The organism is Nocardia uniformis NBRC 13702 (assembly GCF_001613345.1).
In the GTDB taxonomy this organism is placed as follows: domain Bacteria; phylum Actinomycetota; class Actinomycetes; order Mycobacteriales; family Mycobacteriaceae; genus Nocardia; species Nocardia uniformis.
In genome coordinates this window covers 112,693-135,835 of record NZ_BDCE01000075.1, presented here as the reverse complement: position 1 = coordinate 135,835, position 23,143 = coordinate 112,693, and the positions used below count along the sequence as shown (strand labels likewise).

Genomic DNA, 23,143 nt, shown 5'->3' with positions numbered 1-23,143 from the left:
AGGCACGCGTGTCCGAAATCGTGTCGGGTGGGGCACCTTTGCGCTTCCACTTCCCATGTATCCGGCTCTCCGGGCTGCCCCGCCAGCCTCCCCGTTCACGACTGACGATCTGGTTTGCACCGTTCGGAGATCTGCGGCAGGGTAATGGGCGGTTGTGTTGGGAAGCCTGGTCGGAGGCGCGGTCCGGGAGGTGGGCTGCGTGTTTCAGTTTGGGCGGAGGGTGGGGTATCGAATGTTGACGCGTGACACGCGCCTGCACCGGTTGCGGGGTGGACGGTGACCGGGGAGCAAACAAATGACACGTATACGTCCTGGGACGACTGGAGGTCGGACGCTTCCGGTGGTGGATTCAATTCCACGACGATCGCCTTTGATCCGGCTGTAGCCACCGGGCTGGCCACCGAAGCGGCGACGCTGGCGAAGGCGGTGGAAAACGCGAAGAGCGAGGTCGCATCGGCGACCGATCTGAAGGCGCTGAACCTGAAGGGTTCCGGTGCTGATCTGGCCGGCATGATCAACAGGTCCGCCACGATCATGGCCGACAGTGTCCTGTCACGGCATATCGACATCCTCACCGATATCGGCGAGACATTCCTGGCCGCCACCGGCCTGTACCAGCAGAGCGAGGACGAATCTCGGGCCGCGTTCGCGAACCTCCGAAGCGGTGCTACACCAATTCCGTTTGTCGGGCACGCCGCGACATCCCCTGACTGGGCGCCATCGACTGGAAAAGGAACCCAGAAGTATTCCGATTCACCGCAGCAGGATTACGACGATCTTCTGACCGACACCGGAGCAGCGCAAGCACTGTGGGAGCGCGGTAAGAAGGAAGGCGATGGCATTTCGATGCAGCAATCGCTGGTCGATCCCGAAGCGGGCGAGATGTACACCTGGCCTGACTTCGTCGCCCAGTACAACCACGTCGCGGGTAACCAGATTACCGAGCAGCTGCAGCGGTTCGCCGACTCATGGAAGAAAGCCGCCGATGGCCTGAAAACACAAGCATCCGCCTTCCGCGCCTCCTACCAGGAAACCTTGATGAATGGTGTGAGCGAGGCGAACCCGGAGGGCGTCTGGGCTTCTCCCGCGGCGGCTAAAGCGCGTACCGCGTTGGACAGCTACCTGACCGGTGTCGGCACACTGGTCGAAAACATGGCCTTCACGAGCGACACCCTTGCCTTCACCAAGGGCTGGATGGATAAACTGCAATCCCTGTTGCCACAGCAGAACCTGGTCACCGCACACGATCCGACCGGTTCAGCCTACGAGGAAAAGCTCGAGCAGATGCGAACGGTCTGGGACAACTGGTACGGGACCGGCGCGAAAATCACCAGCAACTGCATTCCGCAACCACCCGCCGCAGCGACCCCCATCACCGCTCTCGCCGCGCCCGGCAACCCGCTGTACGACCAGATCACCGGTGGACCGGGGGCGACAACCGCTGATCTGGCGGACATACCCTTCACCATGGACGGGGATCTCACCAGGGGCATTCCGGCGTCATACCAGGAACCCGACGGCACCCGTGTCACCGCTATTCCGAACCCTGACGGCACTCTGACCACAGCTAGAACCACTGTTGCCCCCGACGGCACGATCACCGTTGTTTCAACCACCGACGGTGGACCCGATACGGTGTCGGTGGCTACGCCGCGCAACGACGGCAGCGGAATTATCGACACTGTCACGACGATGCCCGACGGCACCCGGCAGCGCACCGTCACTACCGCCAAGGGTGACGGCAGTGTCGGTACACAGGTCGTCGGTCAGGATGGTGCGCTCGGTGCCGAGGCCGTAACCAGCCGCCTCGACGATGGCACGATCCTCACCGAGATCCCCGATTCGGCCACCGGGACCACCACCAAGATGTTCACCGCGCCCGACGGTTCCAGCCAAACCTTCGTTCAGGGCATCGGAGCCGACGGTTCACCGGTACTGCTGGCCAGCGCCGACTCGGACGGCACGCGTTCGGTCGCCGACAACAATGGCCGGGTGTTCACCACCCTCGCCAACGGTGTCACCGCCGTCACCACACCCTTGGCTAACGGCACTACCGTCACCGAGTTCCTGGACGGATCCATCCTGCCGAGCAACCCCGAAAAACCCAGCAGTCCTTGGAGCGTCGCGGCGTTCCTCGAGTCCGCACAAAGCTCGATCACCACAGCCCCTACGGCCGTGGGCACGATTGGTACTTTCGGGGAGACGTTCGGTGCCGAGGCCGGCAAATCGATGGCAGCACAGGCAGCTGCGGCGGCGGGCGAAGCCCGCGCGGCCAGCACCCTGGCGACTGTCAATCCGGGAGCACCCAACGCGAAACTGCTCGGCTATGCAGTTGACGCAGCCGATGACAGCGCCGCTAAATACGGGCTATCCCAAACCTTGAAATCGGGCGGAAAAATTCTCGGTTGGCCCGCGCTGGTCGGCACCAACGCGTACAGCAACTGGGATGCCTGGCAGAATGGCGACAAATCTGGAGGAGCAGCTGTCGCCAATGCGGCGGGTGGAATCGCTGGCGGATATACAGGCGCAAAAATCGGTGCGGCTGTCGGGGCATTGGGCGTGTTCTGCGGCCCTGGTGCGCCAGTGTGTATTGCTGGCTTTGCGGCAGCTGGAGGCTTGGTAGGGGGTGTGATTGGAGCTCATGCCGCCGAGCAACCTTTCAAATGAGTAGTCGGGCAGAAGGATTCGAAATTGTGACGGAGAGAAAACGTACACGGCTGGAATGGCCGCGCGCTTGGGGGGCAGAGCGACCTCCTCTTATTGTGTTCGTCGCGTTAGCATTCTTCACGATCTGTGGTGTGGGTCTGATCGTTCTTTATGCAAACACCCATTTTCAGCAAGGACGAGCTCTTCAGGGGATGTTCGGTGTCGTGACCGGGCTGTCGGCGCTGATGGTGGCCGTAGGTCTCGTTCCCGCACTACGCGTACGGCGGGAAAAACTCCCGAGTCGAATTCGTGTTACAACCCTTAGCGATGGCAGTGTGGGATTGAGGATCGGTGTCAGGCCGCAGTGGAAACCTCTGATGGTGACTTGCCTCAGCCTGTTTGCCGGGATGTTTTTGCTACGCGCGATCCTGTCCGCTTTAAATGCCTCGTCAGCGAGCGATCCTGTAATGTCGGGATTGAATGTTCTCGGAGTCGTCATATCGATATTTGTCGTAGCTGCAGTGACGTACACTCTTGCGTATATGTTCTTCGGCCGGAGGCCGTACTTCCTCGCGATCACCGAGACGAAAGTCGTTCATGCCGCGGGAAAATCTACATCAGCTCTGCATTGGGATGAGATAGACAAGATCGAACCGGTTCTTTATGCCAACACTCATATGGTGCGTGTCACCTCCGCGCGGCGAGTCGGAATAGATGTCACCACATACGACGATCGGCATCGTTTGACATCCGCGATAGATGTCATCCCAGTCCGGCTAGATATTGACCCGCCTCTCCTCCTTGCTCTTCTTCGTTTCTATTCGCGTTATCCGGAATTGCGCAATGAACTCACCTCGGACGCAGTGGTTGACCGGATGCGCCGCGCTGATTTCCGTACGCCGAAGACACTGCGCCGGGACAACTCCCAGGACAAGTCCTCAGATCAGTCCCCTCGCCGGTTCCGCAGCGCACGTGGTCTGGATACTTCCGCGGTGACGGACTCGTAATGCGAACCTGGCGGTTCAGTGAGGTCGGGTTCTCGGTGCTGTGGAAGGAACGGACCGGCGATCGGCTTCCGGCTCCGTTCCTCTATACCTCCACGGCGGCGACTCAGCGGGAGTACCGCGAGGAGCAGGAGGAGACGCGAAACCGGGTGCGCGCCAATACCGACCATGAGGTGATCCAGATCGTGGACGTCGTGTCCTCACCGGATCTCTATCTGACGGTGCGCGGTGGCGATCAGTCCGATCCGGCGTCACTGATCCGCCTGCGGGCGTCACGCAAAGGTGGTCGTGGATACCTCATTACGCAGTTACCGGGTGAGTCGATCTATCACCGCGGCGGATACACCGTGACTGAATGCGACCCCTTGCGCCTGGCTGATGCGGTAGTGGCCGCGCTGCCCGAAGCCGAACCAGGCAGGCGCGGTGACCTCGGCGTCGTTGCATCCGATGGCTATGTCGACGGTTCCTACCGCTCTCCGATCGCTTCCGCGGGCAACTCCCCATCTGTCCTGCGAGGCCCGGCCACCATCGCCGGCACGATCGACGTCCGGCAAGGCAGTTCCGTTTTCGGCCCGCGCGGTATCGTCCACCACACCGTTCGCTGGCGGGACCTCGCCGAGGACGGTCGCTACGTCGTCGCCGGAAGCCCCGCCGCCGCCATGGCCGTCGACTCCAAGCGGTTCGTTGGCATCCTGAACTCCCAGATCGCGAAGGTCATCGCTGCGATCAAGGAAGAGCGCGAACGGTCCTACTGATCGGCGCCCGGCCACAATCCCCGCCGAATCCCTACGTTCGAGTGACGGGTCCCGACTAGCGGCGGTTGAATTCGCCGTCGACGACTCCGGTGGTGAAGGCATCCCACTCGCCCGCGGCGAAGACCAGCGCGGGGCCGGTGGGATTCTTGGAATCGCGAACGCCGACCATGCCCTGATCGAGGAAGGCGACTTCAACGCATTGGGAACCGGTTTCGCTGCGGCTGCTCTTGAACCAGCGTGCTTCGGTCAGATCAACGTTCACGATCGAACTCCCTTGCTACCTGGCGGACCAGGTCTCGCGTTCGCACTTCATCCAGCGTGTCGGCCCGGATGGCCTCGGCCAATTCAATGTAGCGCTGGACGTCTTCGAGCCGCTCGACGTACAGATCGCTGGTCAGTCGACCCTCGACGTACACGATCGGCGGCTCGATCTGCTGGTTCTTGGTGTCGGTGCCGAAGTCCAGGAGAATGAATGGGCCGTGTTGGAAACCCCAGGTGTATCCGGCTGAGTACGGTTGCACGCGTAGGGTCACGTTCGGCCTGGTGCTGAGGTCGGCGAGGTGCTTGAGCTGCGAGGTCATGACGCGCTTGCCGCCGACGACCCGGCGCAGCGCGGCCTCGCGCAGCAGGACTTCGACGGCCAGCTACACGCGGTCATCGTCAGCGCCCGTGCATCGCATCGTCTACCGGCGACTCTCGACCGCGCAGACATTCTCGACCTCATCTTCGACGGCACCGAACCCGCGAATCGGGGCGATGTCGAGGGATCGGTCGATGACGTCATCAGACACCACACCATGAACATGAACTGATTCCCTCACAGGCGGGGTCCTAGGTGCGGCCAGAATGCGGAATCGCCGCATCGCACGAGCGCTCCTTCTTCTGATTCCTATTCGCTAGTGGAGCAGGGCAATTCGACTACCAGATCAGCACGCCACCGCGCACCTGGAAAGGCCCGCGCCGTGCTGGAGTCCCGTCGATCGTGGTCCTGCGCCGATGCTTACCTCGACAGCGGTGACGAAGCCAAGGCGATCTCGACCGCAGAGCACGCATGCGCCTTGGGCGGCGGCGTCGCATCGGTGCGTCCCTTGGCCAGGGTGCGAGAGGTGGCACAACGCTGCGTCGCCACCGGTCTCACCGGTGGGATCGAACTCGCTCGACGCGCTGAAGCTGAGCAGATGCCTATTCCGAAGCAGCTGTAGTGCGCTCGATCCATTCGGCATAGCTGTCGAGACACCACTCGATCGGAGTCGCCGTCACCTCCGGGCTATCCCACGGATGCAGCTCGGCCACCCGCGCTGCGAGCCGGTCGCACACGGCGGCGGACGTGCGCAGAGTGACCCGCCATTCCTTGCCTTCGCCGAGTTCTCCCAGATGCCAGAACACCGACATAGCAGGCCCACTGAACTCGGCCCCGGCCGCCAGCCGGTCCGCGACCACGGCCCTTGCGATAGCTCGCGCATCATCTTCGGTCGGAGTCGTCGACGTAACTGACCACACCCTCGCCGCTGTCATACCGCCACCCTATGCCCCTACCCCGAACCTTCGGCACCAACGAAAACCACGAATGTGTCCCATTGGGAACCGGTTTCGCTGCGGCTCACTTTCGACGGCACCGAACTTGCGGCTCGGGGCGATGTTAGGGATGGGGTCGATGACGTCATCCGACACCACATCGTGAACGTGAACTGTCTCCCTTGCGGTAGGGGGCTCCTAGGCGTCGATTCCTACGTCAATCTATGGTTGACGAATCGGTAAATGTCAACTATTAGTTGACGGAAGTGTCATGGTGCGGGTACAGCCTTCGCCGACAACGAATCGATCCAGGAGTGGCAATGGCAGCTATCGAGAACACCCCGCAACATCACGGCGAGGCACCTCGCAAGCGGGTGGTGGTCGTGGGCGCCGGTATCGCCGGATTGGCGGCCGCGTTGCGGATGCATCAGCAAGGCTGGGATGTCGTCGTGATCGAGCGCGCGCAAACTCGTCGCAGCAGCGGCTATCTGGTGAATTTGCACGGGCCCGGGTATGACGCCGCCGAGCGGCTCGGGCTGGTGCCGGCGCTGGCTCCGCGCGATATCGGGTTTTTCACCTCGGTGCTCGTGCACGCGGATGGCCGGGAGAAGTTCGCGATTCCGGCCGCTGTCGCGGAGGCCGCTGTCGGGGCCCGGGCTCTGAGCGTGTTCCGCGGTGACTTGGAGTCGGCGCTGTACGACGCGGTGGTCGGCCTCGTCGATATCCGATTCGGCACCACCGTGCAGGCGGTTGACCAGCATGACGGGGGAGTCGTCGTCACCCTCAGTGACGGCACTCGGATGGAGACCGAACTGCTGATCGGCGCCGACGGTGTGCACTCGCGGGTGCGCGAGCTCGTATTCGGTCCGGAGCACGAATACTTCGTGGACCTGGGACACATGGTCGGCGCATTCCCGCTGCACCAGGTTCCCGAGCACGTACCTGAAGGCGCCGGGACCACCTTTATCGGGCCCGGACGCACGGCCGCGGTGATGAACTTGGGACCGGAGCGATCCTCGACGTTCTTCACCTACCGATGCCCCGATTCGAATGCCGAACTGGCGCTGGGCGCCGCACCTTCGCTGACCCAGGCGTTCGGAGATCTAGGAGGCGGCGTCGCCGATGCTCTCGGCCAACTCGAGGCAGATCCTGCCGCTGCCTACTTCGACTCGGTCGCCCAAATAGTTATGGACCGCTGGAGTCACGGCCGAGTCGTGCTGCTCGGCGACGCGGCATGGTGTGTCACCGTATTCGCCGGTTACGGTGCGGCTCTCGCCCTCGACGGTGCCGACCGGCTCGGCACCACCCTGGCAGCGCACGGCGACGACATTCCCACCGCACTCGACACCTGGGAAACGTCGTTGCGCCCCGAGGTAGGTAAACGACAGGCGCTGGCGCGGAAAGGAATGAGTCGGTTCGTTCCACCGTCCCGCGCTCATGTCTGGGCGGGGGAGCTGATGCTTCGCGCTATCGCACTTCCCGGCATTCAGGGTCTGGTCCGACGCGCCATCCAACGCGCCAACAACTAGGCGAGGGGAAGCGGAACGAAACTAATTGTGAGAGAGGCGGATTCAAGTACGGACTGGCGGTCGAATCAGCATCCGAAGGCCGTGCTCAATGGCGGCGTTCAGCGGTTCATCGGTTGTAGGGACAGTGCGATTGGCCCATCGGAGGCCGTCCAGCTGGATAGGAAGAATCAGAACGATTGCAGGTGGAATGTAGAGCGGCAAGACACGAGCGATCCGGGGTGCGACCTCGGGACGGTGACGCAGCAACTGCAACGGAATCTCGTGGCGGATGGACGGCACCCGGTGACCGTAGCGACTCACGCGACGCCGCCGCGCCCGGTCAGTCCTACCGAAAGCGAGCCCGGAGGGCGCGGAACCAATTCCGAAGGGTGGTGGATTCAACTGGTGAGCGGCCGCGGGACGGCTCGCATCAGCGTCCGAAGACCGTGCCCATAATGTCGGCGGCCCAGCGGTTCATAGGTTGTAGGACGGTGCGGTAGGTCCAGGCGAGCGGGACGACCACCAGCGCACGCCATATGGCCGCGAGCAAATTGAGGATCGGACGCAGCACGGTTCGGTATACGAAGCGGCAGGGGATGACGACCAGGACGTCCACGATGACCGTGGCGGCCATCCACGCGTAGACCACCACCGCGCGCAGCAACCGCCACAGCGGCAGCAGTACCCAGCGCCACAGCTGCATGAGCGGCCACACGATCACGTACTTCACCAGGTGGTGGACCAGCCAGGCGGCGGCGAGGCCGATCGGCCGCAATAGGAATCGCCACAGCGCGTGCGAAACCGGCTGCACCAGGTAGCGCATGAGCCAGGTCCCGATCGGAACCAGAACCCGCCGCCACAGGAACTCCTCGACCGCCCAGCGCAGCGGTCGCAGGATGAAATCGAGGAGGAAGGCGCCGATCGGCGCGAGCACCATGCCCCAGAGGAACTGCTGAAGTAGCAGGCCCCACAGATAGTTCTCGACGAATCCGACGACGGGCCGCCACAGCCGGTCCCGGACGAATCTGCCTATCGGGGCCAGGATCCGGGAGATCACCCCGTCCACCGTCGCGACCGCCACGCGGCCGAGCAGTTTCAGTCCCTCCCACGACAAGCGCAGCGGAATCAGGATTGTTATCGCGATGCCGCGCGCGATCCACCCGCCGATCGAGATCGGTCCGGAATCCGGTGGGCGAGTACCGGACGGTGTTCGTGATCCGGCAGCGTTCGGCAGACCAGTCGACATGGTTTTCTCCTATCCCCGGGGCGTGCCCCTACTCTGCCCGGGAAAATCCAGCCCGCACAGCGTATTTCCCCCATTCGGAGCGGGACCTCCCGCACCGCAATAGATTCGATGTCGTGAACGAGATCGAGCCCTCGAAGAACGGCCGTCCGCTCTCGGAACGGGTGGCGACCCGACTGCTGTACCCGACTTCGCGGCCCCGGGGGAAGTCATTGCGTGACGCGGTAGCCGGGCAGGTCGTGTTGCTGACCGGGGCGTCGCATGGGATCGGCAAGGCGAGTGCGCGGAAATTGGCCGCGGCGGGCGCAACCCTGCTGCTGGTCGCGCGGTCCCGGGAAGACCTTGAGGTGGTTGCCGCCGAGCTGCGGGCCGACGGCGGCACCGTCCACATCTATCCGACCGACCTCAGCGATTTCGCCGCCGTCGAGCGGCTCGCGGGCGATCTCCTCGCCGAGCACGGGCATATCGACATCGTGATCAATAATGCGGGCAAGTCGATTCGCCGCTCCATCGACAAGTCCTACGACCGCTTCCACGACTTCACCCGCACCATGGACGTCAATTACCTCGGCCCGGTGCGGCTGCTACTCACCTTGCTGCCGGATATGCGGGAACGGCGCAGCGGTCACATTGTCAATATCTCCACCTGGGGCCTGCGTATGCCGCCCGCACCGCGCTGGTCGGCCTATTACGCGTCCAAGGGTGCCTTCGACTGCTGGTTGCGCTCCGTCGCAGCGGAGATCGCGACCGACGATGTGACCACCACGTCGATCTATATGCCCCTCGTTCATACCCGCATGAGCGCCCCGACCGACTTCTCCGGTGTCCCCGGCCTCACCGCGGATGAGGCCGCCGACCTGGTCTGCCACGCGGTCACCAGCCGCCCCCACGAAATCACCCCGTGGTGGACGGGACCGATCCAGGCCTGGAGTGATCTGGCGCGCGGGTCCGCGCACCGGTTCATGGGTCGCGCCTTCCGAAAGGGGAAGGCTTAGCGCCCTGGCTTAGGATCGTGCGATGCGCAATCTGGGAGTGCACCGATGAGTCTCGCGACGCTGCTGAATCTGGCGGATTCGCGGCTGCCGATCGGCGGACATGTGCACTCCGGCGGGGTCGAGGAAGCGGTGAGTTCGGGACTCGTCCGGGATGTGCGGTCGGTCGAGCTGTACCTGCGCCGCCGCATTCGCACCTCGGGGCTGGTGTCGGCGTCGCTGGCCGCCGCTGTGTGCGCGGGGACCCTCGATCCGGCCCGCGCCGAAGCCGAAGCCGATGCCCGGACCCCGTCCCCGTCGGCGCGGACCGCCTCGCGCGCTCAGGGCCGTGGCCTGCTGCGGCTGGCGAAACAGGTGTGGCCGCAAGCGGATTGGAGCGGTATGAGTGCCCGCCCGCACCTGTCCACCGTGTTCGGGCTCGTCGGCCGAGCCTGCGGAGCGTCGCCGGAGGAGGTCGCCGGAGTGGTCGTCTATACGACCCTGACCGGTGCCGCGACCGCCGCCCAACGGCTCCTGGCCCTGGATCCGGCCGCCGTGGCCACCTGCACCGTCCGACTGTCCGAGGTCTGCGACCGCACCGCCCGCGAGGCCACCACCGCTCTCGCCGCTCTGTCCGACCCCCTCCAGGATGTCCTGGCCGAACGCCACCTCGAGCGCGAGATGCCGCTGTTCGCCTCCTAGATCGCGCCGCGCACAAGCCGTTCTCCAGCGCGGTTTCCGACCCACCGAGGCAGGTAACACTCGGTTTACACGCGTCGGTAAGGATGGGGTCATGCCACCTCATTTCATCGATGGAGAACCGCACGACCACCATGACCGTCCCAAGCGGGAGCGCACGCCCGGGGAACCGGTGCGGATCGGAGTGGGGGGACCGGTTGGTTCAGGGAAGACAGCGCTGGTGGCGGCCCTGTGTCGGCAGCTGCGCGAAGAGCTGTCCCTGGCTGTGCTGACCAATGACATCTATACGACCGAGGACGCCGACTTCCTCCGGCGGCACGCGGTACTGCCGGACGAGCGGATTACCGCCGTGCAGACCGGTGGCTGCCCACACACCGCGATTCGCGATGACATCACCGCGAACCTCGACGCGATCGACGATCTGATCGAGGCCAACCCGCCGCTCGACCTGATCCTGGTCGAATCCGGTGGCGACAACCTGACCGCCACCTTCTCCTCGGGACTCATCGACGCGCAGATCTTCGTGGTCGATGTCGCCGGTGGTGACAAGGTGCCGCGCAAGGGTGGCCCCGGTGTGACCTTCTCGGATCTGCTGGTGATCAACAAGACCGATCTCGCACCGATGGTGGGCGCGGATCTGGGTGTGATGGACCGGGATTCGAGCAAGGTGCGCGAGGGTCGGCCATTCGTCTTCACCTCGCTCACCGAGGATCCGGCCGCTACTCCGGTATTGAGCTGGGTGCGGGAGCAGTTGCGGCTCGCCGCGGAGCAGGATGCGGCGGCGGGAACCTCGCCCGCGCATTCGCACTGATGGTTCGCAGTCACGCGGGGGCGGGTGAGCGGTGCGCACTGAACTGCGGATAGTCGCCACGGCCGGTTCGCTACCGCGGATTCACGCGGTCGGCGGGCTGGCCGGTCGGCGCACCGCGGTCGACACCGTGCACCTGATCGGAACCGCCGCGACCCCGCTCGGCGGCGACGAAATCGATATCACCATCGTCGTCGGTGCGGGGGCACGGTTGGCCGTGCGGTCGGTGGCGGCGACCATCGCGCTGCCGGGTCGTATCACCCGAAAGTCAGTGGCGCGCTGGCACTTCGAGGTGGGCGCCGGTGGTGTGCTGGATTTCGATCCGGAACCCACCGTGGTCGCCGGTGGCGCTGAGCACGACACGGTTACCCTCGTCCGGCTCGCCGAAGGCGCGAAACTTCGGTTGCGGGAGCGGGTCCAGATCGGGCGTACCGGCGAGGACCACGGCTATTGGAGCGGTGACCTGCACGCGGATATCGGTGGTCTGCCACTGCTGCGGCACCGCCTGGATCTGGGGGCCGACGCGATCACCGATGACGCGCTGTCGGGTCCACGGTCGCTGGAGAGCGTACTGATCTACCCGGACGATCGGACCGCCGAAACGGTCGGTATGGATGCCGCGCTGCTCCCCCTGGCCGCGGGCGGAACGCTGTTCACGCGAACAGGATCGACGCTCGGCACATCCGGTTTTCAGGGGCGCAGTGCTCCGAAGAATCCGTCGATGGCCAGCATCGCGAACAGCCAGTCGGCGCCGACGCGGAGTCCGTGAGCTCGAAACATGATCGCTCCCTTGGTGAATACGGATAGAACGTGAGAATCCGGATGTGCCGGGAACCGAACCTCACCCTCGGTTCCCGTCACATCCGGGCACTGCTGACGATCAGAACGCGGTTGCGCGGAACTCAGTTGCCAACGACGCGGGGTGGGGCGTTGAAGGCGTTCACGGCACCGACGGCGGCACCTGCGGCGGCGCCGAGCGCCGCTGCGGGGACGGTGATGACCGCGGCACCCGCGGCGGCACCGAGCGCCGGTCCGGCGACGAGTCCGACCGGTACGAATGCCAGCCCGGCCACCAACCCGACTACGCCACCAACCGCGGCCGAGGTGAGCGCGAACGGGGCCGCTGTCGCGGCTCCGGCCACTGCGCCCATGGCCGCGGTACCGACCGTCTGACCGGCGATGCGGTCGGAGCGGCTGCGTTCCATTCCGACGGAATCGAGGAAGGTGGCGAGATTCGCCTCGACCTGTGCGGAATTGTCATTGATCTGGATCGACTGTTCCTTGTCGATCCAATTCGGTGCATCGACCTGCACGTCGCCGAACCGGAACTTTCCGGGCGGCGGGGCGATCGGGGGCACCGCTGGCACCGGGATGGGCGGGTGCAGTACGCCGACGGGGGCGAGATAACTCTTATCCGGAATCTGACGCGACCACTGCAGTGAGCTGTGCGTCTGGTCCGGAATCTGAAGGCCCTCGTACGGCATCACATTCGGCGCGGCGGCTGCGGGCCACTGCGGACCCTCATCATGGTGCGTGACCGGATTGGGCTGTGCCGGATCGGCATTGGCCTGGCCGGAACCGACGATCGCCAGAACTAGCGGTACCGCGCCTGCTGCCACCACATTGCCGACTCGAGTGCGATGTGGGTTGAGGGCTCTGTGCTTCCCTGCGGCCATGCACGACCTTTCTTCCAAGGAATATCGACGCCCGACATTCGGACCCGTGGGTCACCTGGATTGGTGGACGAAACGGACGAGTCGAAAAGTGTTGTATTGCCAGTGATTAGCTGATTGCGGATCAATGAAAATGACCGAGGGCCGAGACCCTGCTACGGGTTCCGGCCCTCGGACAAATCGGCTATTACTCAGTCGTTGCTACTGATCGGAGCCTCGATGGTGGAATCCGCGGCATCGATCGGCGCGCCCTCGGTCGCGGGAGCCAGGTACCCGTTCGCCGCGCCCACCGCCGCGCCGACGGTCGCGCCCATGGCGGCCGCCGGGACCGCGACCAGGGCGACAGCCGCGGTCGCGCCGATCACCGGCCCGACGACCCAGCCGGCGGGTGCGAATGGCATACCCGCCATAGCGCCCACGAAGCCGCCCATCACCAGTGCGGCACCCTCCAGGGGTGCGGCCACCGCCACGCCCACGGCAGCGCCGACGGCGGCGGTGCCGATGGTCTGCGCGGCAATTCGATCCGACCGGCTCGGCTCGAATCCGGCCGAGTCGAGGGTCTGCGCCAATTCCGCCTCGGCGGTGGCGGACAGATCATTGATCTGATCGGCCTGCTCCGGAGTCAGCCACTCGGGCACATCGACCTGGGTATCGCCGAAACGCAGCTTGCCCTCGGGCGCCGCGATCGGCGCGACCTCGGCCGCGACCGACGGATCGGGCATGCGCAGTTGCTCCGGATCGACCGCGGCGAGGGAGCCGCCCGGAATATCGCGCGCGCCGACGGGGGAGTTGCGCCCCACACGGGTGGCCGGGGCCGGAGTGCCCGCCGCGGCGGGTTCGGCCGAATCGCTCAGCGCCGCGGTCGCTTCGGCGGAGGCGGCCGTCGGCGCGGTGGCGAGCCAGTCACGCATCCCGTCGGTGAGCGCTGCCGGCATCGGCACCGCCAGGTGCCCGAACGGCGAGTCCACGACGAGCGCGGGCTGCGGCGCGTCCTGGGCCAGTGCCGCGGGGGCGTCCTCCGGGTTCACCGGTTCGGCCGCAGCCGTTCCGGCGAGGGCCACGGTCAGCGGAAACGCCCCGGCAACGGCGAGTGAGCCCCACAGTTGCCGGGACGAGAGACGATCAGCCTGTTGGCGTTTACCCATTGATGACCTTTCAACGAATGTCGACAGATGTCGAACATTCGGATCCGGTCATCACGCCGGATTGGTCCGGGAATGTCCCGGTTCGTATCGGACGGTCAGCCCGCGCGAACGTCGCCCGGAGCCGGCGACTTCTTGTTCGCCACGGATTTGCCGTTCCCCGGGGCGGATTCGCTGTCGAGCGGTCGCACCGCATCGCGCGCATCGTCGTCCCCGGCATTGACGGCTTCCAGAGCGAGTCGCGCGAACACCCACTGTTCGGTGGCGGCCATCTGACCGCGATGGCGGCCGAGGAACGAGACGAACCATTCGAAGACGGTGACGAACCGGCTGCGGAAACCGACCAGGTACCACAGGTGCAGCGCCAACCACGCCAGCCAGGCGATGAACCCGCCGAACTCCAACTTGCCGACCTGGCACACCGCGCTGAAGCGGGAGACGGTGGCCATGGAGCCCTTGTCGAAGTACTTGAACGGCTTGCGTTCCGCGGGCTGGTGACCCGCGAGGCCGTCCTTGATGGCCTTCGCCGCGTAGGTGCCGCCCTGGATCGCGCCCTGCGCCTGTCCCGGTACACCCGGCACAGCCATCAGGTCGCCGACCACGAACACATTCGGGTGGCCCTTGATGGTGAGGTCCGGTTCCACGACCACGCGCCCGGCCCGGTCCACCTCGGTGCCGTCGGAGCGTTCGGCCAGCTGTTTGCCCAGCTCGCTGGCCTGCACTCCGGCCGACCAGACCTTGCAGGCGGATTCGATCCGGCGTTCGCTGCCGTCCTTGTCCTTGATGGTCACGCCGCGCGCGTCCACATCGGTGACGAGGGCATCGAGCTGGATCTCGACGCCCATCTTCTCCAGCCGCCGGTGCGCCTTACCGCCGAGGTTGGCGCCCATCGGCTTGAGTACCGCGTCCGCGCCCTCGACCAGGATGACGCGGGCGTCGCGCGGATCGATATTGCGGAAGGTGCCCATCAGGGTGCGGTCGGAGAGTTCGGCGATCTGCCCGGCCAATTCGACGCCGGTGGGGCCGGCGCCGACCACCACGAAGGTCATGAACCGGTCGCGCTGCTCCTGCGTCTTGGCCAGTTCCGCCTCTTCGAAGCTGCCCAGAATGCGGGCGCGTAGTTCGAGCGCGTCATCGATGGTCTTCATACCGGGCGCGTAGGTGGCGAAGTGGTCGTTGCCGAAATACGACTGCTGGGCACCGGTCGCGACAATGAGGCTGTCGAACGGGGTTTGGTGGTCCTGGTTGAGCAGTCGCGAGGTGACGACATTGTTCTCCAGGTCGATATCGTGCACGTCGCCCATGATGACCTGCACGTTCTTCTGCTTGCGCAGCACGATGCGGGTGGCGGGCGCGATCTCGCCGACGGAGAGAATGCCGGTGGCGACCTGGTACAGCAGTGGCTGGAACAGGTGCGTCGAGGTTTTGGAGATGAGGGTGATATCGACGTCGGCCTTCTTCAGGTGCTTGCAGGCGAACAAGCCACCGAACCCGGACCCGATCACCGCCACGCGGTGGCGCTGCGAAACGACAGAATCGGTGCTCATCTAGTCCTGCTCCCTAGAAGACAGACGGTATTGCTACGACACTTCACGCCCAACGGTAGTACGGCGTGAGGCGAGTCGACCAATCAGGACACATCGGGAAAACCCACGGACACCAGTGCTGCTTCGAAAATACAATATGGGCAGTCGTTCAGAGAGGAAGCCATGGTCGCCGTGGCCGGTCGTGTTCCCGCCGAGGCGGAGAATCTGGCGCTACTCGAAATTCCCCGGAAAACTCTCGTCGACCGGGTGTTGAGCCGACTTCCGGTGCGCGAGCGCAGCCTCGCCGATCCGCCCGCGGGCAGTGGACTGCTTCCGGTGCGCGGTGATGCGGGGCTGCCCTATCTCGGGCGGAGTGTGCAATATTTGCGATGGGGTCCGGCGGAACTACTCAACCGTTATCGCAAGTACGGACCGGTTTCGTTCAATAGCGCGCTGGGCGCGAGCCGGGTCATGGTGGCGGGGCCCGCGGCCGTGGACGAGATCCTCGGTAGGCGGCGTCAGGACTACGGGCAGGGTTGGGATTGGTTCATCGGTCCGTTCTTCCATCGTGGACTGTTGCTCCTGGAATTCGACGAGCACATGTTCCATCGGCGCATCATGCAGCAGGCATTCACGCGCGAGCGGTTGCAGGAGCATCTCGGTGAGCTGACCGGTGTGGTCGACCAGGCCATCGACGGCTGGGCGGCCGCGGGGGAGCGGCCCGTGCGGCTGTATCCGACCATCAAGGAACTCACCCTGCGGATCGCCACCGATGTCTTCATGGCCGTCGATTCCGGTGCCGATCGTGAGCGACTGGGCAAGGCATTCCTGCAGTGCACCCATGCCGCGCTGGCGATTCTGCGGTTCTCGATACCGGGCGGCAATTGGCGGGCGGGCCTGCGCGGCCGGAAAGTGCTGGAGGAGTACTTCACTCGCATGATCGCGGCCAAGCGCCGCGCACCCGGACCGGATTTCTTCTCGGCCCTGTGCCGGGCGCGTACCGAGGACGGCGCGGTGTTCAGCGACGCGGATGTGGTGAACCACATGATCTTCCTGATCATGGCGGCGCACGACACCACGACCACCACGGCCACGACGACCGCCTACTACCTGGGGCGGCATCCGCAGTGGCAGCGACGCGTCCGCGCGGAGGCGCTCGCCCTGCATGCCGAACTCGACGGCGCGCCTCCCACCATCGCCGATCTGGATCGGCTGACAGATCTGGATCTGGTGATTCGCGAAAGTCTGCGCCTGGTACCCCCGGTACCGGGCCTGGTTCGCCGGGCCGTGCGCGATACGCAGGTGGCCGGACATTTCGTACCGGCCGGGACACAGGTGGACGTCGCCTACGGCGTCAACCACATGCTTCCCGAATTATGGTCGCGGCCGGAACTTTTCGACCCGGAACGCTTCGCGGAGCCACGCCGCGAGGATCGCTCGCATCGTCTGGCGTGGCTCCCGTTCGGCGCGGGCGCGCACAAGTGCATCGGCATGCACTTCGGCACCTTCGAGGTGAAGACCGTGTTGGCGGCCATGTTGCGCGACTACGATTGGCGAGTGCCCGACGACTATCTGCTGCCGTGGGGGTACTCGACGATCCCGTTCCCGCGTGATGGTGCGCCGGTGCTACTGCGCAGACGTTGACGTCCTCTCCCAACTGAATTCGGGAGAATCCTCGAGGCTCGCGAACGTGGTGACCTCGGGGATGGTTCACACATACGGCTACTCAGTCAAGGGTGCCTAAGCCCTTTCGGGCTGCGTGTGCACTGCGCTCGGCCGCTACCACAAACGACCGAGCCCGCCCGTCCGGCGGTGCAAGCCGACACTACTACTGCCGCTGCGGTGGCGGTCGCGAATCCACGGAATCAGCGGCCCTTGAACAGCATTTCGGCGACGCGGGTGGTGGTGGCGGCGCCGTCGGTGTAACCGCCCGCCCCACCCAGGGAATTCATGATGGCGAGGGTGTAGCGCTCGCCGGGTCCGGCGAAGCCGACCGAGTTCACCACCCAGCCGCCCTGCTCCTCGGACCAGCCGTTCTTGAGTCCGGGGCGCATGGCCGCACCCGCGCCCCAGACACCCCAGTGCTGGTTGGTGTCGACCAGGCGCATGCGGTCCACCAGGTAGTTCCGGTCGTCGGGGTGCATACCGCTCAGGACGCTGTCGATGAGGTTGTCCAGATCGGCGGGGGTGCACTGCTGGAAACCCCAGTCGGGGAACAGTTTGGTCTGGGCCATGCTGCTGGTGGGCGGCATCGGGACCAGGCCGCCCATGCCATTGGCGCGGAAGGCGTTCTGGAAGGCCATCCGGTCGAGTCCGGAGTACTTGTTCCAGAGGATATCGGCGGCATTGTCATTGGAGGTTGCCAGCATGGACTCGAGCAGCGCCCGGTCGCCCCCGTCGAGATTGATCGCGCCGACGCGGGAGCGATTGAGCAGATCCTCGGCGATCGCGAGTTTGATCGTGGAGGCGGTCCAGAACATGGTGTTGGAATTGCCATTTCGGTAGACGCCACCGGTAACCCGGTCGCGCACCACATATCCGGTGATGCCGGGTCGCGAGCTCAGGTAGTTGTCGACCGCGGCGATGCGAGTACTCATATCGCAGTCGAAACCGGGCAGACAACCCTGGGCGTGTAGCGGTAGCGCGGCGGCCGTCGGCACGGTGAGACCGGCTCCCGGTAGCAGCGCGGGCGCGGTGGGTATCAAAGCGGCGGCCGTGAGGACACAGGCGGATGCGGCCACGCGCGAGCGTCGGGCCTTCGGAGAACGCACGATGGATGACAATAGACAGTCTTGTGTCCGCTATGCACGTCTTGAAGCAAAACCGTTGTGTGTGCTAGCGATTCGTCCAGGTCGCGGCGGTTCGCGCGGACCCCCGGGTGACGCGGTGATTTCGCACCCGAATTCGGCGCATACCGGACGAGCTCAGTGGAAGGCGGCCTGCAGCTCTTCGACGCTGCGGCCATTGAGGCGGTAGCAGTGCTCGAAGGCCTCGGTGTGATGTTCGCGCGGCCAGGTTCGCAATACGACACCGCGGCCGTAGTGGCGCGAGTTGACCAACTCCCAGCGGTCTCCGATGCGACGGACCGTGAACCCGCTTCTGGGTACCAGGGGAATCACCGTGGCGGACATCGTTGTGAACCAGCCTTTCCGTACCTACACCCACCCTCCCCGAAAAGCACTGTCGCATACCGCAGTAGAAAACCCGTGTGACGCGCCCGAGCAAATTCGCGGCATGTGGCGGGTGTCACCGGGCAACGCGCGGTACTCGGTGTTTGCATGTCGTTCGCCGACTGTATAGACACAGCTCGTGCACATTCACCGGGCCGAACGGGCGGACACGCTCGCCGCCGCGCTCGCTCAGCTGCTCACCGCGCCGCTTGCCGATCCGTTCACCCCCGAGGTGGTGGCGGTGCCGGCGAAGGGCATCGAGCGCTGGCTGAATCAGCGGTTGGCGACGGTGCTGGGGACCGCGGCGGTGCGTACTGGCGGCGGTGCCGCTGTCGGTGCCGACGGGATTGCCGCGAATATCGCGTTCCCGGATCCGGCGTCGCTGGTGGGAGCGGTTTTGGCGGAGGCGACCGGATTGACGCCGGAGGAAGATCCTTGGGCCCCCGAGCGTTTGGTGTGGACACTGCTGCCGGTGCTCGACGCGGTGCTGGGTGAGTCGTGGTGCGCGGTGCTGTCCCGACATCTCGGACAGGGTGATCCGGGCGGGCATCGAGTGGGGCGGCGGTATGCGACCGCTTCGCGGATCGCGGACCTGTTCGACAGTTACGGAACCCAGCGGCCCGGGATGGTCACCGCATGGGCGAGTGGGGTCGATACCGATGGGACCGGTCGGGAGCTGCCGGAGGATCTGCGGTGGCAGCCGCAGCTGTGGCGGCGATTGCGCGCGGCGGTCGGGGTACCGAGCCCGGCAGAACGCCTGGAAGCGGCGTGTGCGCGCCTGCGCGCCGAGCCCGGATGTGTGTCGCTGCCGGAACGGATTTCGCTCTTCGGCGTCACCCGTTTGGCGACCGATCAGTTGGACGTGTTGTCCGCGTTGTCGGTGGGGCGCGAGGTGCATTTGTGGTTGGTGCATCCCAGTCCGGCGCTGTGGGCGGAGATCGGGCCGATGGGCGGCGCGGGGTCGCAAGCGGTTGGTGCTGGACTGCGCGACGATGACGTGGGACTGCCTACGGTGGACGAGGGGCTACGCGAGGGCCATGCCGGATCGGGTGTGATTGATGCGGGGGCGCAAGCAGTTTCAGCCGACCGGTCGGAATCCTTCTCGCTTGATCAGCCGGAACTTCTGGCGGATTCGGAGCCGGTGGAGCGGCCGGACCCACTTGCCGCGGAATCCGCCAACCGGCCGAGGCCTGCCGTGTCGGTATCGGGTGAATCGTCCGATTCTCTTGTGCGGGTGCGGCATCCGCTGCTCGCGGCATTGAGTCGCGATGTGCGGGAGTTGCAGCAGCGGCTGGCGGCATACGAGCACACCGAGACCTACCATGAGTCGCCGGACGGATCGGCCGATGTGCCGACCCTCGAGCCCGCGGTCGAAACCTACTCACGTACCGAGGGGTCGGTGGGGCGTACGGGATCAGGTGTCGGAAGTGTGGGCCGTGCGTCCCGCAGCACGCTGTTGTCGGAGTTGCAGGCCGCTATCAAGGCGGATCGGTGGCCACCTGACGCTGATGCCGCGCTCGCCGCCGACGGCACCGTCACCGTGCACGCGTGTCACGGCCCGGCTCGGCAGGTCGAGGTCATGCGGGATGCGCTACTGCGGGTATTCGCCGACGACCCGACCCTGCAACCGCGCGATGTGATCGTCATGTGCCCGGACGTGGAGAGCTATGCCCCGTTGGTGCGGGCGGCATTCGGGCAGTGGTCCCTCGATAGCTCGGAGCCGGGGCATCCCGCGCACGGGTTGCGGGTGCGATTGGCCGACCGGGCGCAGCGTGCGGTGAATCCGCTACTCGGAGTGATCGGGACGCTCCTGGAGTTGGCCGATGCGCGGGTCACCGTTACCGAGGTGCTCGATCTCGCTGCGGCGGAACCGGTTCGGCACCGCTGCGGTTTCGATGACGACGATATCGAGCGGTTGCGCGAATGGGCCGCCGAAACGGGGGCGCGCTGGGGGATCGGACTGCGGCAGCGGCAGGCGTTCGGACTCGGCGACTTCGCGCAGAACACCGTCAATGCCGCCGTGGATCGCATTCTGCTCGGGGTGGCCGCGGGTGAATCCAGTGAGGACTGGCTGGATTTGGCGCTGCCCCTCGACGATGTCGACAGCAATGACATCGATCTGGCCGGGCGGTTCGCCGAATTCGTGGATCGGCTCGCGGTCTGCCTGCGGGATCTGCGCGGACCGACCCTGACCGAACCGGCGGGGGCCGAGCGACCGGCGAGCGAGTGGGCGGTGGTGCTGGGGCGCGCCCTGGAACTGCTCACCGATATGCCCAGAAGCCAAGGGTGGATGGGCGTGCAGGCGCGGCGCGAGATCGCCGCCGCGCTCGAATACGCGGGGCAGGTTCCACTGCGCCTGCCCGATATCGCCGCGCTGCTGTCCGCGCGTCTGGCGGGGCGGGCGTCCCGGGCCAACTTCCGCACCGGCGAGCTGACCGTATGCAGCATGGTGCCCATGCGGTCGGTGCCGCACCGGGTGGTGGTGCTGCTCGGACTCGACGATGAGGTGTTCCCGCGCTCGGGCGGTATCGACGGCGACGATGTGCTGGCGCGACACCGGTGTCCCGGCGATCGCGATCCGCGCAGCGAGGACCGGCAACTGCTGCTCGACGCGATTATGGCCGCGGGGGAGCGAATCATTCTGTTGCACACCGGATCCGATCCGGTCAGTGGTGCGCATCGGCCGCCCGCGATTCCGCTCGCCGAACTCCTGGACACCGTGCGCGCGCATGTGGGGCGTGACGCCATGGGCGAGATCGTCACCCGCCATCCCCTGCAGCCCTTCGACGCCGCCAACTTCCGTGCCGAGAAGCCGTTCAGCTTCGACCCGGTGGCCCTCGCGGGCGCGGTGGCGGCCCGCCAGCCCCAGCAGCCGCGGCCGGTATTCCTCGCCGCACCACTGGAACCGACCGCACCCGGCGATGTGGAACTCACCGACCTGGTGTCGTTCGTCGAACATCCGGTGCGCGCATTCCTGTGGCAGCGCTTGGGGATTCGCGTCCCCGAGGAGGAAGAGGAGATCGACGACCGGCTGCCCATCGCCCTGGACGGGCTCACCAAATGGAGTATGGGCGAACGCATGTTGGGGGCGCGCCTCAATGGGGTGGAGGCCGATGTCCTGCGTGCGGCCGAATGGCGGCGCGGCACCCTGCCGCCCGCGCGTATGGGCGCGGCTGTCCTCGACGATATCGAGAGCACCGTCGACCAGCTGGCGCGCGTCGCGCGACCGATGCACGAAATCCCCGGGCGCACCATCGATGTGGCCGTGGACCTCGGCGAGGGCCGACGCCTCACCGGCACCGTCCCCGACGTCCACGACGATGCCCTGCTGCGCACCACCTACTCGCGCCTGGCCGCCAAACACCGCATAGCGGCCTGGGTGCGCCTGCTGGCCCTCGCCGCCAGCGGCTCGCATCAGAGCTGGCGCGCCATCACCCTCGGTCGCGGCGCGTTCCGAAATCCGGTCTGGCAATCGGTCCTCATCGCCCCCGACGCCGCCACCGCCCGCGATATTCTGCGCCAGCTCGTCCGCCTGCGCGATACCGGACTCACCGAGGCCCTCCCCATCGCCCCCGCCGCCACGGCCCTCTACGCCGACCGCCGGTGCAAGGGCGCGTCACCGGAGGACGCCACCCTATCCGCCGAACAGGAATTCGGCGGCGCGTACGGTGAACGAAACGATCGCTACCTGCGTCAGATCTGGGGCTCGAACCTGCGCTTCACCGACCTCACCGACGCACCCGCGCAATACGGCGGCGACGAACCGACCCGCTTCGGCGAACTGGCCCGAAGTCTATGGAATCCGTTGCTCGCCAACGAGAAACAAGGGAGACCGTGACCACCACCTCGAGCCGCCGATGAGTGAGGAACTCTTCTCCCTCGCCGACGTAGTGGACACCGACACCCCGGCCACCCGCCGCCGACCTCGCGCGTCGCGGGAGCCACAGCGGTCCGGTACCGATGGCGACGACCTGCTGGCACTTCCGCTCGAGGAGGTGCCAGCCGTGCGCACGGAATCGCCACCCCGCGACGCGGGCGGTGACAAGCGTGGTTCGGGCGATATTCGGAGCCGGACCACCACATCGGCTGAACCGGTGAGCGCGCGGCGTGCGGCACCTGCCGCGGCGCCGCCCGAGACCTCCGGTGCGGCCGAAACGGCGGATCGAGGCACGGGGGGCGAACTCGGCCCGGCCACGGCGCGTGCGACGGCGGCGTCGCACGCCGATCGGGATACCGGCGGTTCCCGGACTGCCGGACCGGGTATCAGTCGCGACGCGGCGGGCCCCACCCGGAGTGACTCCGCGGCAGCGGCGCGGGACGGTCGCACGGTGGCTCGGCTCCCCGCTAACGAGTCGATCACCGCGACCGGTCGCGACACCGCGCGGCCGATGGAGATGTCGGCCGCACCGGTGGCCTCGGCCCCATCCACTGCCGGTGCTGTCGTGGCAGCCGAGGCGCAGTTCGGCCCACCCTCGTCGGAACC

Annotated in this window: 20 protein-coding genes; 11 read left to right on the top strand and 9 right to left on the bottom strand. The window is 65.9% G+C overall.

Annotated elements, in window-relative coordinates:
* Positions 1–276: 276 nt before the first annotated feature.
* Genes NU1_RS28920 through NU1_RS28910 form a run of 3 tightly spaced genes read left to right on the top strand, consistent with a single transcriptional unit; the run spans position 277 to position 4,405 of the window.
* Positions 277–2,667: a hypothetical protein gene (locus NU1_RS28920; protein WP_067526395.1), complete on the top strand. Its 2,391-nt coding sequence runs from the start codon at positions 277–279 to the stop codon at positions 2,665–2,667.
* A gap of 26 nt (positions 2,668–2,693) precedes the next feature.
* Complete coding sequence (locus NU1_RS28915) at positions 2,694–3,653, top strand: hypothetical protein (RefSeq protein ID WP_157553186.1); 960 nt, start codon at positions 2,694–2,696, stop codon at positions 3,651–3,653.
* Positions 3,653–4,405, top strand: coding sequence for an ESX secretion-associated protein EspG (locus NU1_RS28910; protein WP_067526390.1), 753 nt, complete (start codon positions 3,653–3,655; stop codon positions 4,403–4,405). Before NU1_RS28915 ends, NU1_RS28910 begins: the two co-directional genes overlap by 1 nt.
* Positions 4,406–4,460: 55 nt before the next feature.
* On the opposite strand, the gene NU1_RS28905 is transcribed toward NU1_RS28910, so the two are convergent.
* Complete coding sequence (locus tag NU1_RS28905; RefSeq protein ID WP_067526388.1) at positions 4,461–4,667, bottom strand: DUF397 domain-containing protein; 207 nt, start codon at positions 4,665–4,667, stop codon at positions 4,461–4,463.
* Positions 4,657–4,986 carry a Scr1 family TA system antitoxin-like transcriptional regulator gene (locus tag NU1_RS28900; protein ID WP_245720367.1) on the bottom strand — a complete coding sequence of 110 codons (330 nt, stop codon included), beginning with the start codon at positions 4,984–4,986 and terminating at the stop codon, positions 4,657–4,659. The genes NU1_RS28905 and NU1_RS28900 overlap by 11 nt, the downstream gene beginning before the upstream one ends.
* On the opposite strand from NU1_RS28900, the gene NU1_RS28895 reads away from it, so the two are divergent.
* Positions 4,966–5,217 (top strand): hypothetical protein, encoded by a 252-nt coding sequence (locus NU1_RS28895; protein WP_067526386.1) that lies wholly within the window; start codon positions 4,966–4,968, stop codon positions 5,215–5,217. The genes NU1_RS28900 and NU1_RS28895 overlap by 21 nt on opposite strands.
* A 370-nt stretch (positions 5,218–5,587) precedes the next feature.
* On the opposite strand, the gene cutA is transcribed toward NU1_RS28895, so the two are convergent.
* Entirely contained in the window at positions 5,588–5,920 is a 333-nt protein-coding gene (cutA, locus tag NU1_RS28890) for a divalent-cation tolerance protein CutA (RefSeq protein ID WP_067526385.1), read from the bottom strand.
* Between the two features lie 320 nt (positions 5,921–6,240).
* Between cutA and NU1_RS28885 the strand changes: the two genes are divergently transcribed.
* The gene (locus NU1_RS28885; RefSeq protein WP_067526382.1) at positions 6,241–7,449 is read left to right on the top strand and encodes an FAD-dependent oxidoreductase; all 1,209 of its coding nucleotides are present in this window, start codon (positions 6,241–6,243) and stop codon (positions 7,447–7,449) included.
* Positions 7,450–7,858: 409 nt separating this feature from the next.
* Here the strand turns inward: NU1_RS28885 and NU1_RS28875 are convergent, their stop codons facing one another.
* Positions 7,859–8,674 carry a hypothetical protein gene (locus NU1_RS28875; RefSeq protein ID WP_067526380.1) on the bottom strand — a complete coding sequence of 272 codons (816 nt, stop codon included), beginning with the start codon at positions 8,672–8,674 and terminating at the stop codon, positions 7,859–7,861.
* A 113-nt stretch (positions 8,675–8,787) separates the two neighbouring features.
* Between NU1_RS28875 and NU1_RS28870 the strand changes: the two genes are divergently transcribed.
* The 4 genes from NU1_RS28870 to NU1_RS28855 all read left to right on the top strand — a co-directional run bounded on the left by NU1_RS28870 (position 8,788) and on the right by NU1_RS28855 (position 11,918).
* On the top strand, positions 8,788–9,666 hold the full coding sequence (locus tag NU1_RS28870) for an SDR family NAD(P)-dependent oxidoreductase (protein ID WP_245720365.1): 879 nt from the start codon (positions 8,788–8,790) through the stop codon (positions 9,664–9,666).
* Positions 9,667–9,711: 45 nt separating this feature from the next.
* On the top strand, positions 9,712–10,344 hold the full coding sequence (locus tag NU1_RS28865; RefSeq protein ID WP_067526379.1) for an urease accessory protein UreF: 633 nt from the start codon (positions 9,712–9,714) through the stop codon (positions 10,342–10,344).
* A gap of 91 nt (positions 10,345–10,435) precedes the next feature.
* Positions 10,436–11,152 carry an urease accessory protein UreG gene (ureG, locus tag NU1_RS28860; RefSeq protein WP_067526378.1) on the top strand — a complete coding sequence of 239 codons (717 nt, stop codon included), beginning with the start codon at positions 10,436–10,438 and terminating at the stop codon, positions 11,150–11,152.
* A 31-nt stretch (positions 11,153–11,183) separates the two neighbouring features.
* On the top strand, positions 11,184–11,918 hold the full coding sequence (locus NU1_RS28855) for an urease accessory protein UreD (protein ID WP_067526377.1): 735 nt from the start codon (positions 11,184–11,186) through the stop codon (positions 11,916–11,918).
* Positions 11,919–12,051: 133 nt separating this feature from the next.
* Here the strand turns inward: NU1_RS28855 and NU1_RS28850 are convergent, their stop codons facing one another.
* From NU1_RS28850 to NU1_RS28840, 3 genes are all read right to left on the bottom strand, one after another.
* Positions 12,052–12,825, bottom strand: coding sequence for a hypothetical protein (locus NU1_RS28850; RefSeq protein ID WP_067526375.1), 774 nt, complete (start codon positions 12,823–12,825; stop codon positions 12,052–12,054).
* A gap of 188 nt (positions 12,826–13,013) precedes the next feature.
* The gene (locus tag NU1_RS28845) at positions 13,014–13,967 is read right to left on the bottom strand and encodes a hypothetical protein (RefSeq protein ID WP_067526373.1); all 954 of its coding nucleotides are present in this window, start codon (positions 13,965–13,967) and stop codon (positions 13,014–13,016) included.
* 95 nt (positions 13,968–14,062) lie between these two features.
* Positions 14,063–15,511: an NAD(P)/FAD-dependent oxidoreductase gene (locus NU1_RS28840; protein ID WP_067526371.1), complete on the bottom strand. Its 1,449-nt coding sequence runs from the start codon at positions 15,509–15,511 to the stop codon at positions 14,063–14,065.
* 162 nt (positions 15,512–15,673) lie between these two features.
* On the opposite strand from NU1_RS28840, the gene NU1_RS28835 reads away from it, so the two are divergent.
* Entirely contained in the window at positions 15,674–17,134 is a 1,461-nt protein-coding gene (locus tag NU1_RS28835; protein ID WP_067526370.1) for a cytochrome P450, read from the top strand.
* 221 nt (positions 17,135–17,355) lie between these two features.
* On the opposite strand, the gene NU1_RS28830 is transcribed toward NU1_RS28835, so the two are convergent.
* Both NU1_RS28830 and NU1_RS28825 read right to left on the bottom strand, forming a co-directional pair.
* On the bottom strand, positions 17,356–18,273 hold the full coding sequence (locus NU1_RS28830) for a serine hydrolase (RefSeq protein ID WP_067526366.1): 918 nt from the start codon (positions 18,271–18,273) through the stop codon (positions 17,356–17,358).
* A 141-nt stretch (positions 18,274–18,414) separates the two neighbouring features.
* On the bottom strand, positions 18,415–18,621 hold the full coding sequence (locus tag NU1_RS28825) for a hypothetical protein (protein ID WP_067526364.1): 207 nt from the start codon (positions 18,619–18,621) through the stop codon (positions 18,415–18,417).
* 178 nt (positions 18,622–18,799) lie between these two features.
* On the opposite strand from NU1_RS28825, the gene recC reads away from it, so the two are divergent.
* Positions 18,800–22,498 (top strand): exodeoxyribonuclease V subunit gamma, encoded by a 3,699-nt coding sequence (gene recC / locus NU1_RS28820; RefSeq protein ID WP_067526362.1) that lies wholly within the window; start codon positions 18,800–18,802, stop codon positions 22,496–22,498.
* The last annotated feature ends 645 nt before the right edge of the window (positions 22,499–23,143 follow it).